Raw genomic sequence first — 13,647 nt, forward strand, 5'->3', positions numbered from 1 at the left:
GTTATACGCTCCTTCCGCCTTACAGCAGGGTATCTCCGATATAGCCGCCTTCGCGAACGCCGGGGAAGCAAGCGAACACGGCACTGCCGTTATGCACGATGTATTCGTTCAGTCTATCGGACGCCAGCCGCTGCTGCATCGGAATGAACTGCTTCCCGATATCGCGCTGGTAACTTATGAACAGCAGTCCCGCGTCAAGCTGCCCCGTCTTCTTGTCGAGTCCGCTGGAATACGAGTAAGAACGGCGCAAAATACGAAGCGTCCCGTCTCCTCTTGCGAGGCGAACGTGCGCATTCATCGGAATGAGCGGTTCGCCCTTCCCGTCCTTGGCCTCCAAATCGACCGGATCCGTCTCGCTGCGGCTGCCGAGCGGCGCGCCGCTGCCCCGATGGCGGCCGAACGTCGCCTCTTGGTCGCCAAGCGTCGAGCGGTCCCACACCTCGACGCGAATGCGGATGCGCCGCACGACCATGTACGTTCCTCCGCTCATCCAGTCCGCGCCATCGCTTGACTGCGCCCAGACGACCTCGTTCATCGTCTTCTCGTCCCGAACGTCCGGGTTGACGGTTCCATCCTTGAACCCCATTAAATTACGGGGCGTCGCGCCAGCCGGATCGGCTTGCGCGCTGCGCTGGAAGCCCTCCTGCGTCCAGCGCAGCACCGCTTTCCCGCGCGCGATGCGGGCCAAATTGCGGATGGCGTGGAACGCGATCTGCATATCGTTCGCGCATACCTGCACGCCGATATCGCCGCCCGTCCATTCCTCCCGCAGTTCGTCCCCGCTGAAAGGAGGCAAATCCGGCAGCGCGGCCGGGCGTTTGCCCGCCAAACCGAATCGTCCATCGAAGAATGATGGTCCAACGCCGAATGTGATCGTCGTCTTCGACGGCGCAAGGCCCGCCGCTTCGCCGGTATCGGATGGCGGCATATTCAAATTGTCGTTGACGTCCCCGATCATGACGCCGCCCGTCATCGCCGCAGCCGCTTCGGTCCACTTCTGGAACAATCGGCGCACGCTGTTCACGTCGTCCGTCGTCAGATCGAACGCAGCGAAACAGATAAAATCTTGCGCAGGGGTCGCAACGCCAGCCTGATGGCTGCCGTAAAATTCAACCGCTTCGCCAGCCTCGGCGAATGTGCTGGATGCCTCCGCTGCCCCAAGACGCCCCGCCGCGCCGAGCACGCCTCCGGTAGCCAAACCTCCGAGGAGCAGTCCGGCGCCGCCGATGCCAGCCATCTTCAGCATGTCGCGCCTGCTGATCGGCTTCTGCCACAGCGCGTCTTGGCGCTCGTCGCCGCTCTGTCGTTCCTTATCGTTCTTCATCCGCGTCTTACGCCTCCAGAATCGTGCCCATTTGCGACAGCGGCTCGGCCAGCGCGTCCAACGCCTGGCTCAAGGAAGTCGTGTCCGCTTCCTTGAGATCCGTGTACAGCACGTACCCGTCGCCCGATTTATACTTGGCCAGCAGCCCTTCCAGATCCGTGAAACGTTCGCCGATCTGCTGTTCGAGCTCCGCGTCCTTCGCGTTCAGCGCCGGCTTCAGCAGTTCGTAAATCTTCTTCGCCCCTTCGACGTTGGCGACGAAGTCATACAGGTCGGTATGTGAATAACGCTCTTCCTCGCCTGTCACTTTCGAAGAGGATACTTCGTTCAACAGCTCTACGGCGCCTGTCACAAGCAGCGTGCTATCGACTTCAACCGTCTCCATCAGCGCGCGCAGCGACTGCACGTCGCTCAGCAGGCGGTCGGCGAATTCGCCCATGCCGTCCGTCTTGTTGTCGACCCATAGCGACTTCTCGATCCGATGAAAACCGCGCCAATCCGCATCGGGAACGTCGTTCTCACGGGCGTCGATGTTCGGGTCAAAGTCGCCAAGCGACTCGGCGATCGGCTCGATCCGCTCATAATACATGCGCGTCGGCGCGTACAGCGCTTTGGCCGTATCGATGTCGCCGTCCTTCACGGCTTTAACGAACTTCTCGGTCTCGAGAATGAATTGGTCGCATTGTTCGATGCCATATGCACGATAATCAGCCGACGCCTGTGTCAAATCCGGCGCGCTGCTTGTCTCGTTCGTCTGCGCGGCAGCCGTTCCGTTCGCGCTTGCTTCTTTCGCCTCATTGCCGCCATTGTCTTTCGAGCAGCCCGTCAGCACGATCGCGGCCGCCGCGAAGAGGACAGCTCCTGTCTTCCATGCTTTCATCTTTCCATCTCCCCCAATGATAACCGTTCTCATCAACTTGATAAACAATCTCAATTATAAACATTGATGAGGATGTCGTAAATAACCAAAACACGCGCCACTCTATTTATTAGCCGGCTTGCTCTCTATTCTTCATTCGACTCCGCTTGCGCACAGCCGCTCCTTCTTTACGAGAACCGAACATTTCGATAACCAAGCGTTAACGATCACCTCCTACAATAAGCACCAAGGAGGTGAGGGGCATGTACTATGAGGAGGACCGGATACCGTTCGACCAGCCTGACGACATCGCGTATCCGCGCGAGGAATCCCATCAAGGCGTATCAAAGCCGGACGCCGTATAATTCCGAAGCAGCTGTCTGAGACAGGTGCTTTTTTTCTTAATTTGCGGCTGGCGTGGATGGTAATTCTTCTCAATCCATGTTGAACCCAAAGAGGCCTTGTTCACGCTGATCGCAGCGCTACAAGACCCCAGAGGCATTCGGATTTATGCGCCTTCGCAAGCTTACATCGGCTGCGTCAGGAACATGTACGCGACTTTACCGTCTTTCAGATAGAAATGCACCCGCAGGTTGTCTCCCCAGCGGTAACTCCAGGCGACGGACGACTTCGCATTCGGCTCCCCGATCTTCTCCAGCAGCTCGGCGTCGGTTGACCCGACGCCGATGCCGCTGTCCGTACGATAACGGTCATCCACGAAATAGTAGCTAAGACTCATCGCGACCACGCCCTCATCATAGACGACAACCTTCCTTGCTTCTCCGTTCATGTCGTCGTAATACCCGATCTCCTCTTTCGGCGTCAGCTTGGCCTCGTCACGCTCCCACTCGGCGAAGAGCTTACCGTCTACCTTGAGCAAATCCGCGTCGTAGCTGCCGTCGTTCGCGACGTTCTCGTTATGCTCCACAGCCAGCTGCTGCTCATCCCGAAAGGCCGCAATTTCTGCCAGCGTCGAACCCGGCTTCAGCAGCCGGCGCATCATGAGCAGCGTGTTCTCGTTCGCGTAGAACGCTTGGCCTTTCCACAAGATCGTATTGGTCGCGATCTCGTAAGGGATCTCATAGATTTTGCCGCCGTCGCGAACGCGGAAGTAGACGTCTTCGCGTTTGTCTGTGGCGGGCGCCTTGGCTTTCTCAAATTCCAGTCCGTACAGCGTCTGCATCAAATACGACTGCTCCGTCACGTTCAGCTCGATACTCGCTCCGCCGCCTGGCTGGTAAACGGTAACGCCCTCTTGACGGTCGATCTCGAACGGCAGCTGCTCGCGCAGCAAGCCGGTCAGCGGCTCGGTTTGCGCCGGCGGCTGCGGCTCGATCGTCTCCTCTTGGCTGTCCGGCGTATGCTCGTTGTCGGGCGTATTCTCCCCGGGCGGCGTACTCGCTTCGTTCGGATCGGACTTCTGCTCTTCGTTCGGCCGACCAGCCGTCTGGCTTTGACCGTCTCTCAGCCACCCTGTTAAAGGTCCCTCGGGCAGCACGCCCGCGACCAGCGTGAGCAGGATCAGCGCGCCAGCCCATACAACCGCCGCCTTTCCTTGACGACGCCCCCTTCGCTTCTCCTTCATCCCTTTGGCCTCCCGCTCGATTTGCAGCATGTGTCTGCTCGTAAACGTTCGTTGTCCGGCAGGCTCCGTCTCCTTCAACAGCCGTTCCCAATCGGCATTAAATTCGTTCATAGGACGCGCCCGCCTCCTTCCAATAGCCCGCGACTTTCTGCCTTGCCCGCGACAGACGGGATTTGACCGTCCCCTCGGAGACGTCCAGCAGCTTGGCGATCTCCTTCAGCGGCATTTCGTATTTGACGTGAAGCAGCAGCACCTCGCGAAACTTGACCGGCAGCTTCATGACCGCCTGCCAAATGTCCGTGACCGCCGCCCGGTCCATGACCTGCCGCTCGGCCGAAGGGTTCGTCCCTTTGCCGTCGATCCATGGCATCAGCGTGACTTTGCGGAAGAAAGCGGTGCGTCTATAATTGATCGCGGTATTCCGCGCTATCGTAAGCAGCCAAGTCCTGATCGAAGACTCGCCGCGGTATCGGTCAATGTTGCGGTATGCGCTCAGAAACACATCCTGCGCGATATCGTCCGCCAAGTCGCGGCTTCTCGTCAGCACGAACGCCACATTCCACACGTCCTGCCCGTATCGCTCCATCAGATCCCGGAACAATTCATCGCTCATGGCGCTCAAATGTTTCCAGTGCGCCTCTTCCATCCTCTCACCTCCATGCATTAGACAACGCAAGCGATGCAGAAGTTCCCGTTTTCTTGGTAAAATGGAAAATAAAATTTCTCTTGACCCTGACACTGATGTTAGCCTTTATACTGACGATGTACCTTTTTTCCATCGATAACCCCGGGAGGACGACATGAAAATCGGTCAATTATCGGAAGCGACGGGCGTCAGCATCCGTTCGCTCCGTTACTATGAACAGCAAGGACTGATCGCGTCGACCCGCCAGGCCAACGGGTATCGGACGTATTCGCCGCTTGCGGTCGAAACCGTCGAGGCGATCAAGCTTTATTTGAATCTGGGACTGACCACGGAGCAGATCGCTGGTTTTCTCACCTGCGTCATCCAGAATAAAGAAGCCTTCTGCGCGGAGGTCATGCCCGTCTACGAGCGAAAGCTTGCGGAGATCGAGCGGCAAATCGTGCAGCTCACGCAAATCCGGACGAATCTCATCGACCGGATGGCAGCCTTGACCGCCGAGCAAAACCGAACAACATGCGAGGAGTGTGGAACGAATGACGATCCGAAACGCAGCGAGCCATGAAGAGCTGAATAGCATTGTACAAGAAGGGCTGGTGCTCGTCGATTACGGGGCGAAGTGGTGCCCGCCGTGCAAAGTGCTGCTGCCGATCTTGGAGGAACTGGACCGCGACTTAGGCGGCACCGCGACCATTGTAAAAGTCGATTGCGATGAGCTGCCCGACGCGGCATCGGCAGCCGGCGTCATGAGCATGCCGACGGTCGTCGTCTACAAGGACGGCAGCCCGATGGATAAGCTGGTCGGTCTGCGTCCGAAAGCGGCATACCGCCAGACGCTGGACAAATATAGCTGAGGAACAAAGGGCTTCGCCCTTCGAGAACCGTTTTTCTCCCTCGACCCTTAATTGCTCCCTCCCCCTTCCCCCTCCGCTGCAATGCTGTCAGGTTAAAAAGGGCTCCGCCCCTTTGACTCCGCTTTTGTTGCCCCTCGCCCCTTCCCCCTCCGCCGAGGGGAACCAGAGGACTTCGCCCTCTGGACTCCCTTCTTCGTGCAGCCACGTTTGTTCGCGGTCGGCGGGTCGGCTTGAGGTGGGCACGCTTTTGTCCTCGCGGACAAAGCTTCAGTGGGTTTTGAAGGCCTTCCTAAGACATAAGCATGTCAATTATAGGCCATAGGCGGCTTCGCCGGACGTTTTTTCTTAACCTGACAGCATTGTCCCCCCTCCTCCAAGAGGAACTAGAAGGTTAGCACCCTCTGATCTCTGTATATACAGCCCCGTGCCGACCTTCGCTTTCATCCGATCCAGCGGACACGCTTTACTTGATCCCAAAAACAAAAGGGCTTCCCGCGCGGGAAGCCCTTTTTTCTTGCTTGGTCCGGATTGCCTGGCAAACGAAGCTATCTCCGTCCCAGCCTAGCCGAGGGCCTCGTCCAGCAGCTTGATCGCCAAGGCCAGTTTCTCCTCCGGAATCAAGTCGAGCCGATCTCCCAGACTCAGCTCGAAATAGCTGCCCTCGCCCTTCGGCCGGACATAGCTGGAGAGCCCGACGCCGCTCGCTTGCGCGACTGTGACGAGCGCCTCTTCTACCTGCTCCGGCGGAAGCGCGACATGGACATGGAACATGTTCGTGACCGGCACCTCAGGCACTGTGACGACCTGGCGGCACGCGTTGAACAGACGAGCAACCTTCTCCGCGCCAGCCCAGTAATGGGCCATCTTGTCCACCCGCAGATCGAAGTTATAGTCCGCGGTGACGATATACGGATATAAGCTGATCAAATCGCCGCCATGCCGTCTTTTCCACACGACAGATTCCTCCGTGAAATCGGATTCGCCAGCTAGAATCGCGCCCGCGATGCCGCCGATCCCCTTATAGAACGAGACGTAGACGCTGTCGAACAGCGCGCAAATCTCGGCTGCGGTCTTCCGATAGTACGGCAGCACTTCGAACAGCCTCGCGCCGTCGAGATGGAGCTTGATCCCGCGCGCCCGGCAATGGGCGGAGATGGCTTCCAGCTCTTCGTACGCCGGCAATTGCCCGCCAATCTCCCGCTGCGGCAGCTCCAGCAAGAGACAAACGACGTCCTCCGGCATGCCGGTTACATCGTCCAGCCGAATGAGGCGATCTGCATCCGCAAGCAGCACCGGTTCGATGCCATGCAATTCATGCAACCCGCGCTGCTCGTGAATTTCGAGATGGCACAGCGGGTGGTAGGCGACGCGCTTGGACGATTGGCGGTCGCTCCAGATGCGCAGCGCGATCTGCTGGGCCATTGTGCCGCTCGGGAAGAAGACCGCCGAGGATTTGCCCAGATAATCGGCCATTTTGCGTTCGAAATCTCCGATCAGCTTGCCTTGTCCGTACATATCAGCCTCGGTCTCCGCGTCCATGCCATCGAATGCCTGCTTCAATAGATCGACATTGCGCGGTGCGTGGCCGCCTAACTTATATTCCGCTTGTTGAAAGACGGATGCTAACGAGTTCGTGTTTTGTTGGTACATCAAATAATTCTCCCTTCTGTCCGGGCTGCTAGAGCGAGGGACAAATCTAGTATAGCACGCATAAGACGCGAAAGAGGCCTTCCATAGGGATGGAAGGCCTCTCCTGCTAGATTCGCCAATGCGTGGCGTCGCCTTAGTCTTGCGGCTTGCTCTCCTCTGCCGGCCGTTGGCCGATCGTCTTCTTCTTCAAGAGCAGCCATACCTGGGCCGCGATGAAGATCGAAGAATACATGCCTACGGCAAGTCCGAGCGTCATCGCCATCGAGAACAACGCGATGGACTTGCTGCCGAACAAGAGCAGGATGAATGAAGCCACAAGCACCGTCAAACCGGTATTGATCGAACGCGTCAGCGTCTGCGAGACACTCACGTTGACGAGCCGCGCCATATCCTCGAATGTGCGGATTTTGGCAAAACGAAGGTTCTCTCGAATCCGGTCGAAGATGACGATCGTATCGTTGATCGAATAGCCGATAATCGTCAAAATCGCAGCGATGAACGTCAGGTTGACCTCGAGCCGGAAGATCGAGAAGATGCTGACGACGACGAATACATCGTGGAACAGCGCGACGATGCCCGCCAGCGCGAACCGCCATTCGAAGCGGATGCTGATCAGAATGATAATGCCGATGCTCGCGAACAAAATCGCATAGATCGCCTTCACCGCCAGCTCCCGCGCGATGCCCGGATCGACGGTGTTCTCCTCGATGGAGACTTCCTCGCCGTACTTCTCCTCGAACAGCGCTTTGATCGCGTTCACTTCGCCTTTGTCGGAATCGAGCACCCGGTCGAACCGAGCGGTAACGCGCTCGCCTCCCTCGCCGCCGACCGTCAGCGACTCGGGTGTAACGCCTGCTTGCTCGAATAACGCTTCCGCGTCCTCTTTGCTCACGCTCTTGCCGACAACCATATCGAGGCTCGTCCCCGCTTTGAAATCAACGCCGTAATTGAAGTTGAACAGCAGCACGAACACGAGTCCCACGATGGTGATGGCGCCCGAAATCGCGAAGAACAGATTACGGAGCTTGGTGAAATTGAAAATTTTATAATAGCCGTCCTCATAGCCCGTCTTGTCCGAGAGCTTCTGGATATCCGATGGCTTGACGCCGTAGTGCTTGCTCTCGCTCAACCAGCCCGTGCCAATGAACAGCTTCAGCAGGAACCTCGACAAATAGACGTTAGTGGCCATGCTCAGAATGTTGCTGAGAATGAGCGTCAGCGCGAAGCCTTGGATTGCGCCAGTGCCGACGAAATACAGCACGCCCGCGGCGACGATCGTCGTGACGTTCGCGTCGAGAATCGTGCGGAACGAGCTCTTCGAGCCCGCCTTCATCGCCGACAGCAAGCTCTTGCCGGTGCGCATCTCTTCGCGGATCCGCTCGGCCGTGATGATATTCGCATCGACCGCCATGCCGACGCCGAGCACGAATGCCGCGATGCCCGGGAGCGTCAGCGTCGCCTGCATCCAATAATACAGGACGAGCAAACCCCAGTTATAAATGATCAGCGTGATACAAGCAATGAAGCCTGGCACGCGGTACACAAACAACATGAACAGCAAAATGAATATCGTGGCGATTACGCCGGCCAGCAGCGTCTGCTCAAGCGACTTCTGCCCCAGGCTCGCACCGACGGACTGCGTATACTTCTCGGTCAGCTTCAGCGGCAGCGCGCCCATATTGATGATGTCCGCGAGCTCCTTGGCTTCAGTCATCGTATAATTGCCGCTAATGGTGGCGCTGCCGTTGCCGAGCACGTCCCGTACGACCGGATTGGACAGCATCTCCTCGTCTAGATAGATCGACAGCTCTTGCCCCAGCAGCCGCTGCGACACCTCGCGCAGCTTCTCCTTATCCTTCACCTCGATGAGGATCATCGGCTGGTTCATCTCATCCATGGCCACTTCCGCGGCGCCTTCGACGAAATCGTTGCCGAGCAGTTCCTTCTTGCCGTCCGGCCCGCGGAAGGTCAGCTCCGCCGGCTTCTTCATCATCTCGCGGACGGTCGCCTCATCCTGAACGCCCGCGATGCGCGCGCGGATGCGGTTCGTGCCCTCGGTCGTCACCTCCGGCTCCGTCACGCCGAAGGAATCGGCACGTTTGGCCAAGCTTTTGGCGGTCTGCTGCAGCGCTTCCTTCGTGATCGTGCCGCCTTCTTCGATCGGCTGCGCCTCATACAAGATCTCGAAGCCGCCTTTAAGATCCAAGCCTAATTTGATACCGCTTAAAATCGTCGGGCTTGTCGTGAACACGACGGCCAGCGTAATAAGCGCCGTCAGCAGAAAGCCTGCTATTCTTCTTCCTCTCATCGTTAACATCCCTTCGTTATTGGCTTCTTGCAGCGCAAAATAACGAAGGATTGTCTACATACACGCTCGTCATTTGGATCGGCGCAAGCAACCGGTGACGCAAGAGAATGGCGATGGCGTCGCTGCCGACACGACCATGCTTGGCGAGATCCCTTCGGAATCGCCCCATCCAAGCGGCTGCTCCTAACCCGCCAAGCGCAAGAGGGACGACTTTGGGCTCATTCGCAGGCTTGCCCGTCCCTGCGGCGTGTACGCCTTGCTCGGCGCTGATTCGCGCCCCGCCTAATTCTACTTTATGCGGCTGACCCGTCAGCGCGGGTGCGAGCAGCAGCGAGAGCATCCCGATCAGCATGAACGCGATCCATGTGTTAGGCGCGGCTTTGCGCCTGATGGCGTGCACCATTCTTGTCGTCCCCCTTCCTTGGCGAGTGTCTCGCATAAAAAAGCAGGCTTGCATGCAGCTGCAAGTCTGCCGAAATGTGATAGAATCCGCTTGTATACGGACGAATTAAAGGTTGGTTTCATTTTTTCGCCGCTTCCCCAGGGGGGAATCATCATGAGATCCCGCGATCAATCGGTCAACGGGGCGCGCGATAGGTTGCCTAACTTCCCAACATTCGTCTATTGACACGATCTAACCCGTCATGTAATATTTATCCCGGTGCAGCGCGCACGCATCCGCAATCGAATACTTACGATCGTATAACCTCGCAAAATGCCTATTCAGGCAAGGGCGAGGGTTTCTACGGGGAGCCTTAACTTCCTAACTACGACGCCAGCCGATTATCCTGACGATGATCCCGCTGACGATCGGAGTTAGGATTTTTTTGTTGGCTGGAATTTGAGTAAGGAAATCAAGGAGGTCTATACACAACATGAAGTACTTATTATCCGTCTTTCTCGGAGCCGTCAGTTACGGCATCCTTTCGACCATAGTCGTGACTGCGTACGGCAAAGGATATGATCTCGGCGAAGTCGTCGGCAGCCAGCTGTTGACTGGCTTCCTGCTCTCCTGGGCCCTTGCGCTCTGGACGAAATACCGCCAAGGCCGTCTGGCCAAAGCGAATCCTGCTGCCGCGGCCGCAATTGCAAGCCAAGAGCAGAAGCTCACTTGGAAGCATCGCCTGATCCTCATGGCGGCCGGCACGCCGACCGCGATTACGGGTCTTGTCTACTACCACTCGCTTCGCTACATCCCGGCGTCGCTCGCCATTATTCTGTTGTTCCAGATCACATGGATTGGCGTACTGATACAGGCGATTAGCCAGCGCAAACGCCCGAACGGTATCATGGTGCTGACACTGGCCGTTCTGTTCGGCGGCACGCTGCTGGCAGCCGGCATTCTGGAACAAGGCGCATCGAAATTCAATATGCTCGGCATCATGTTCGGCCTGTTGGCCGCGGTCAGCTACTCGATGTTCATTCTGTTCAGCGGCAAGGCGGTTCCAGCCGCGAATCCGGTCTATCGCAGCGCGTGGATGCTGACTGGCGGTCTGACGCTCGTATTCATCCTGTTCCCGCCGGCATTCCTGTTCAACGGCGTCATCTGGGGCGACCTGCTGCTGATCGGCTTCATGCTCGGCCTGTTCGGCGCCTTCATCCCGCCGCTCCTGTTCGCCGTAGGCGTGCCGCATATCGGCGAGAGCATGTCGAGCATTCTCGGCGCATCCGAGCTGCCGGTCGCGGTGGCACTCTCGTCGATCGTGCTCCACGAGTACGTCAGCCCGCTGCAATGGACTGGGGTCGTGCTGGTTCTGATCGGCGTGGCGCTGCCCGAACTGTATAAACTCAGGAAACAATCGGGCTCTGGAAGCGTCCTTTCTTCTTAAGATCGCGCATCATGCGTCCCGCCATCATACTCTAATGTAACGAGAAGAACCTCCCGGCGCCTGAATGCGTCCGGGAGGTTCTTTTGATGTGTACCGGTTTAGAATAAGGCCCACCATATTTTATCAATGCCAACGACGAAGAAAATCCATACACCGACCAGAATATGCGAGAACGAGGCGCCAAGGAGCGAATTTTGCCGGGCATACATCCAACCCCAATAGAAGCCCGGGAACAGCGTGAGAAGCGCGAACGTCAAATTGAGATGCGCATGCGCCATGGCGAACAACAAGTTGGAGAGAAGGATCGCAAGCCATACGCGCTTGTTCGACGGGGGCAAAAAGTTCTGCAGGGCGGACTGAATGCCGCTGCGCGATATAAATTCTTGAATTGGACAAAATAACGCGTAAGCCAACCCATAAATAAGCATCGTCTGGTCAAATCCGCCGCCCGCCACCTGCCGCACGATGCTGAACACCGTATCGTCAATCTCCGGATGCAGCAGCAGCACGACCCACTTGAGACCCGCGATCCCCGCGAGCAGCGGAATCGTCAGCAGGAACGATTCACCCAGCACCTTCCGCCAATTAGCCAGCGTTAGTCCGAACATAGCTAACGGATAGCCGCTGCGCCGGATGAGCACATACATCGCGGTCGCCATGATGGCCAGGATACCGATCGAGATCCAGTTCGATCCCCACTGAATGACCAAGTCCATCAGCGTCCGGAACGAGAGCGTGTAGATCGCCAGCAGAAACAGGATATTCACCGTAAACATCCCCATGGCAATCTGCGCCTTGCTCGCCGCCAATTCCTTGCGGATGGACGCTACCGTCACCTGATTCGTCGCGTTCAGCTTGGCGGACAGATCCCGCGAAATGTTGCTCAACAGCTTGACATGCATAGCGTCGTTCGCATTATGCTGCCAAATCAGCTCAAAATCGATGCGGATTACAGCAGACGGTTCGCATGTCCGAATCGTCGCCGACCGGGCGCCTTCCGCATCCGCCAGCAGGGCCATCTCCCCGGCGCTCGCTCCCGGCTCGAGCCGGACGATCGTATAATTCTCGCCAGTCTCCGCATTACGCTTAAGCACCTCCGCACCGCCGCCGACGAGGATGATCACCGTTCGATCCGTGTCTCCTTCGCGGATTAACACTTCCCCCGCTTCGACGTTAAGCCATTGCGCCGATGCCGTCACACGCGCCAGCTCTTCCTCGGTCAAATGCGCCATTAGCGAGTGCGCGCGTAATACTTCTCCAATACCACTGGCTTGAATGTCCAACTCATTCCCGCTCCTTTCCGCGCTTCTTCTCACGACTTCGGCACGCTTAGGTCTTCGATGCGAAGCGCGCGCGTATGCACCGTATGATTCCATGACTTGTTCCGGCTCGTGAAGAAGGCGATGAACGTCAGCGGCAACCACGTCAGCTGGAAAATCGGATAGACCGGGATACCCAGGTACGCCTTCCAAGGCTTCTTCTCGATGAACAGCACGAGCGGCGTCTGCAGGAAGATCGCGATATGGATGCTCCACCAGACCCAGTCGGGCGCAAGCTGTTGAATGCCGAGCTGCTCGAACAGCGGCGTCGCGACTTGAAGATACAGCATGACCGAGATGCTGGCCAGGAAGAGGAAGCGGAACGGCTGGAACAGATAGAGCACCGCATCGAATTTGGCGAAGCTCCGGTGACGGATCGCGCTCTTGAGCAGCGGCCACGTGAACCGTCTCGCGCAGTCGAAGTGGCCCCGCATCCAGCGCAGCCGCTGCCTAAGCGAGCTCATCATCGTAATCGGCTTCTCGTCGTACACGATGGCGTTGTTCGCCCATGACGGCGCGATGCCCCGCTCGACGCAGCGGGCGGTGAACTCGACATCCTCTGTCAGCGAGTGAGCGTTCCAGCCCATCTCCTTCAGCAGCGCGGACTCGAAGCACATGCCGGTGCCGGCCAGCGTGTTGGCCATGCCCAGGTTGTACCTCGCCAGCTGCCACATCCGGTTAATGTACCAATAGGTAATCGCATACGAGATCGAAACCCATGAATCATAGGGGTTCTTCGTCTCGACATAGCCTTGAATGACTCGCTTGCCCTGCAGCAGCTTCTCGTTCATCTCGGCCAAATAATTGAGGCTGACGAGATTATCCGCATCGAAGACGACGACCGCGTCGTACTGCTTATCGCCTGCCCACAGCTTGGCCAACAGCCACTCGATGGCATGTCCCTTGCCCTTGTTCGCCAAGTCGCAGCGTTCCATCGGCGTCAACCCGTGTTGGCGGACGATATCCGCCGTCCGGTCCGTGCAGTTGTCGCAGATGACGAAAATATCGTATCGTTCCTTCGGATAGTCCAGGTTCTTCAAATTGTCGAGCAGCGGCGCGATCACCTGCTCCTCGTTGTGCGCGGCGACGACGACGGCGAACGACTTCTCCGGCGCTCGTGCCGGCGTCTCCTTCTTCGCGCGGAATCCCGCAAAGCTGAGCAGCGATTGATAGACGCCGATAAAGCAAATAAGCGCTTGGATGATTATACAAACGAGGTTAAAGCCGAATTGAATGGCGTGCATCGTACTTTTGTCCCTTCCCCATGGTGTAAGTG

General features: G+C 57.6%; 12 protein-coding genes. 3 read left to right on the top strand and 9 right to left on the bottom strand.

Translation table 11 applies throughout. The annotated features are described in order from the left end of the window. Positions 1-19 precede the first annotated feature (19 nt). The 4 genes from efeB to ACFFSY_RS11360 all read right to left on the bottom strand — a co-directional run bounded on the left by efeB (position 20) and on the right by ACFFSY_RS11360 (position 4,414). Positions 20-1,324, bottom strand: a complete 1,305-nt coding sequence (efeB, locus tag ACFFSY_RS11345) for an iron uptake transporter deferrochelatase/peroxidase subunit (protein WP_377493885.1) — start codon at positions 1,322-1,324, stop codon at positions 20-22. Positions 1,325-1,331: 7 nt separating this feature from the next. Continuing rightward, positions 1,332-2,204 (bottom strand): iron uptake system protein EfeO, encoded by an 873-nt coding sequence (gene efeO, locus ACFFSY_RS11350; protein WP_377493887.1) that lies wholly within the window; start codon positions 2,202-2,204, stop codon positions 1,332-1,334. A gap of 505 nt (positions 2,205-2,709) precedes the next feature. After that, on the bottom strand, positions 2,710-3,879 hold the full coding sequence (locus ACFFSY_RS11355) for a hypothetical protein (protein WP_377493889.1): 1,170 nt from the start codon (positions 3,877-3,879) through the stop codon (positions 2,710-2,712). Beyond that, positions 3,866-4,414: an RNA polymerase sigma factor gene (locus tag ACFFSY_RS11360; protein ID WP_377493891.1), complete on the bottom strand. Its 549-nt coding sequence runs from the start codon at positions 4,412-4,414 to the stop codon at positions 3,866-3,868. The genes ACFFSY_RS11355 and ACFFSY_RS11360 overlap by 14 nt, the downstream gene beginning before the upstream one ends. A 154-nt stretch (positions 4,415-4,568) precedes the next feature. Here ACFFSY_RS11360 and ACFFSY_RS11365 point away from each other — a divergent pair, with 154 nt between their 5' ends. Beyond that, entirely contained in the window at positions 4,569-4,976 is a 408-nt protein-coding gene (locus tag ACFFSY_RS11365; protein ID WP_377493893.1) for a MerR family transcriptional regulator, read from the top strand. Continuing rightward, positions 4,948-5,265: a thioredoxin family protein gene (locus ACFFSY_RS11370; RefSeq protein WP_377493895.1), complete on the top strand. Its 318-nt coding sequence runs from the start codon at positions 4,948-4,950 to the stop codon at positions 5,263-5,265. The genes ACFFSY_RS11365 and ACFFSY_RS11370 overlap by 29 nt, the downstream gene beginning before the upstream one ends. A gap of 561 nt (positions 5,266-5,826) precedes the next feature. Here ACFFSY_RS11370 and ACFFSY_RS11375 read toward each other — a convergent pair. The 3 genes from ACFFSY_RS11375 to ACFFSY_RS11385 all read right to left on the bottom strand — a co-directional run bounded on the left by ACFFSY_RS11375 (position 5,827) and on the right by ACFFSY_RS11385 (position 9,626). Beyond that, complete coding sequence (locus tag ACFFSY_RS11375) at positions 5,827-6,915, bottom strand: threonine aldolase family protein (protein ID WP_377493896.1); 1,089 nt, start codon at positions 6,913-6,915, stop codon at positions 5,827-5,829. Positions 6,916-7,048: 133 nt separating this feature from the next. Continuing rightward, positions 7,049-9,223 carry a protein translocase subunit SecD gene (gene secD / locus ACFFSY_RS11380; RefSeq protein WP_377493898.1) on the bottom strand — a complete coding sequence of 725 codons (2,175 nt, stop codon included), beginning with the start codon at positions 9,221-9,223 and terminating at the stop codon, positions 7,049-7,051. A 16-nt stretch (positions 9,224-9,239) separates the two neighbouring features. Then, entirely contained in the window at positions 9,240-9,626 is a 387-nt protein-coding gene (locus ACFFSY_RS11385; RefSeq protein WP_377493900.1) for a hypothetical protein, read from the bottom strand. A 472-nt stretch (positions 9,627-10,098) separates the two neighbouring features. Here ACFFSY_RS11385 and ACFFSY_RS11390 point away from each other — a divergent pair, with 472 nt between their 5' ends. After that, positions 10,099-11,052, top strand: coding sequence for an EamA family transporter (locus tag ACFFSY_RS11390; RefSeq protein ID WP_377493902.1), 954 nt, complete (start codon positions 10,099-10,101; stop codon positions 11,050-11,052). Positions 11,053-11,150: 98 nt separating this feature from the next. On the opposite strand, the gene ACFFSY_RS11395 is transcribed toward ACFFSY_RS11390, so the two are convergent. Both ACFFSY_RS11395 and ACFFSY_RS11400 read right to left on the bottom strand, forming a co-directional pair. Continuing rightward, complete coding sequence (locus ACFFSY_RS11395) at positions 11,151-12,335, bottom strand: cyclic nucleotide-binding domain-containing protein (protein ID WP_377493904.1); 1,185 nt, start codon at positions 12,333-12,335, stop codon at positions 11,151-11,153. Positions 12,336-12,364: 29 nt separating this feature from the next. Next, on the bottom strand, positions 12,365-13,615 hold the full coding sequence (locus ACFFSY_RS11400) for a glycosyltransferase family 2 protein (RefSeq protein ID WP_377493906.1): 1,251 nt from the start codon (positions 13,613-13,615) through the stop codon (positions 12,365-12,367). Between the last annotated feature and the right edge of the window lie 32 nt (positions 13,616-13,647).

It is taken from the genome of Paenibacillus aurantiacus (genome assembly GCF_042431225.1).
In the GTDB taxonomy this organism is placed as follows: domain Bacteria; phylum Bacillota; class Bacilli; order Paenibacillales; family Paenibacillaceae; genus Paenibacillus_Z; species Paenibacillus_Z aurantiacus.

What these genes read in the sequence shown, in the direction of transcription:
- efeB (WP_377493885.1), bottom strand. Translation starts at nt 1,324, where the DNA reads ATGAAGAACGATAAGGAACGACAGAGCGGCGACGAGCGCCAAGACGCG.
- efeO (WP_377493887.1), bottom strand. Translation starts at nt 2,204, where the DNA reads ATGAAAGCATGGAAGACAGGAGCTGTCCTCTTCGCGGCGGCCGCGATC.
- ACFFSY_RS11355 (WP_377493889.1), bottom strand. Translation starts at nt 3,879, where the DNA reads ATGAACGAATTTAATGCCGATTGGGAACGGCTGTTGAAGGAGACGGAG.
- ACFFSY_RS11360 (WP_377493891.1), bottom strand. Translation starts at nt 4,414, where the DNA reads ATGGAAGAGGCGCACTGGAAACATTTGAGCGCCATGAGCGATGAATTG.
- ACFFSY_RS11365 (WP_377493893.1), top strand. Translation starts at nt 4,569, where the DNA reads ATGAAAATCGGTCAATTATCGGAAGCGACGGGCGTCAGCATCCGTTCG.
- ACFFSY_RS11370 (WP_377493895.1), top strand. Translation starts at nt 4,948, where the DNA reads ATGACGATCCGAAACGCAGCGAGCCATGAAGAGCTGAATAGCATTGTA.
- ACFFSY_RS11375 (WP_377493896.1), bottom strand. Translation starts at nt 6,915, where the DNA reads ATGTACCAACAAAACACGAACTCGTTAGCATCCGTCTTTCAACAAGCG.
- secD (WP_377493898.1), bottom strand. Translation starts at nt 9,223, where the DNA reads ATGAGAGGAAGAAGAATAGCAGGCTTTCTGCTGACGGCGCTTATTACG.
- ACFFSY_RS11385 (WP_377493900.1), bottom strand. Translation starts at nt 9,626, where the DNA reads ATGGTGCACGCCATCAGGCGCAAAGCCGCGCCTAACACATGGATCGCG.
- ACFFSY_RS11390 (WP_377493902.1), top strand. Translation starts at nt 10,099, where the DNA reads ATGAAGTACTTATTATCCGTCTTTCTCGGAGCCGTCAGTTACGGCATC.
- ACFFSY_RS11400 (WP_377493906.1), bottom strand. Translation starts at nt 13,615, where the DNA reads ATGCACGCCATTCAATTCGGCTTTAACCTCGTTTGTATAATCATCCAA.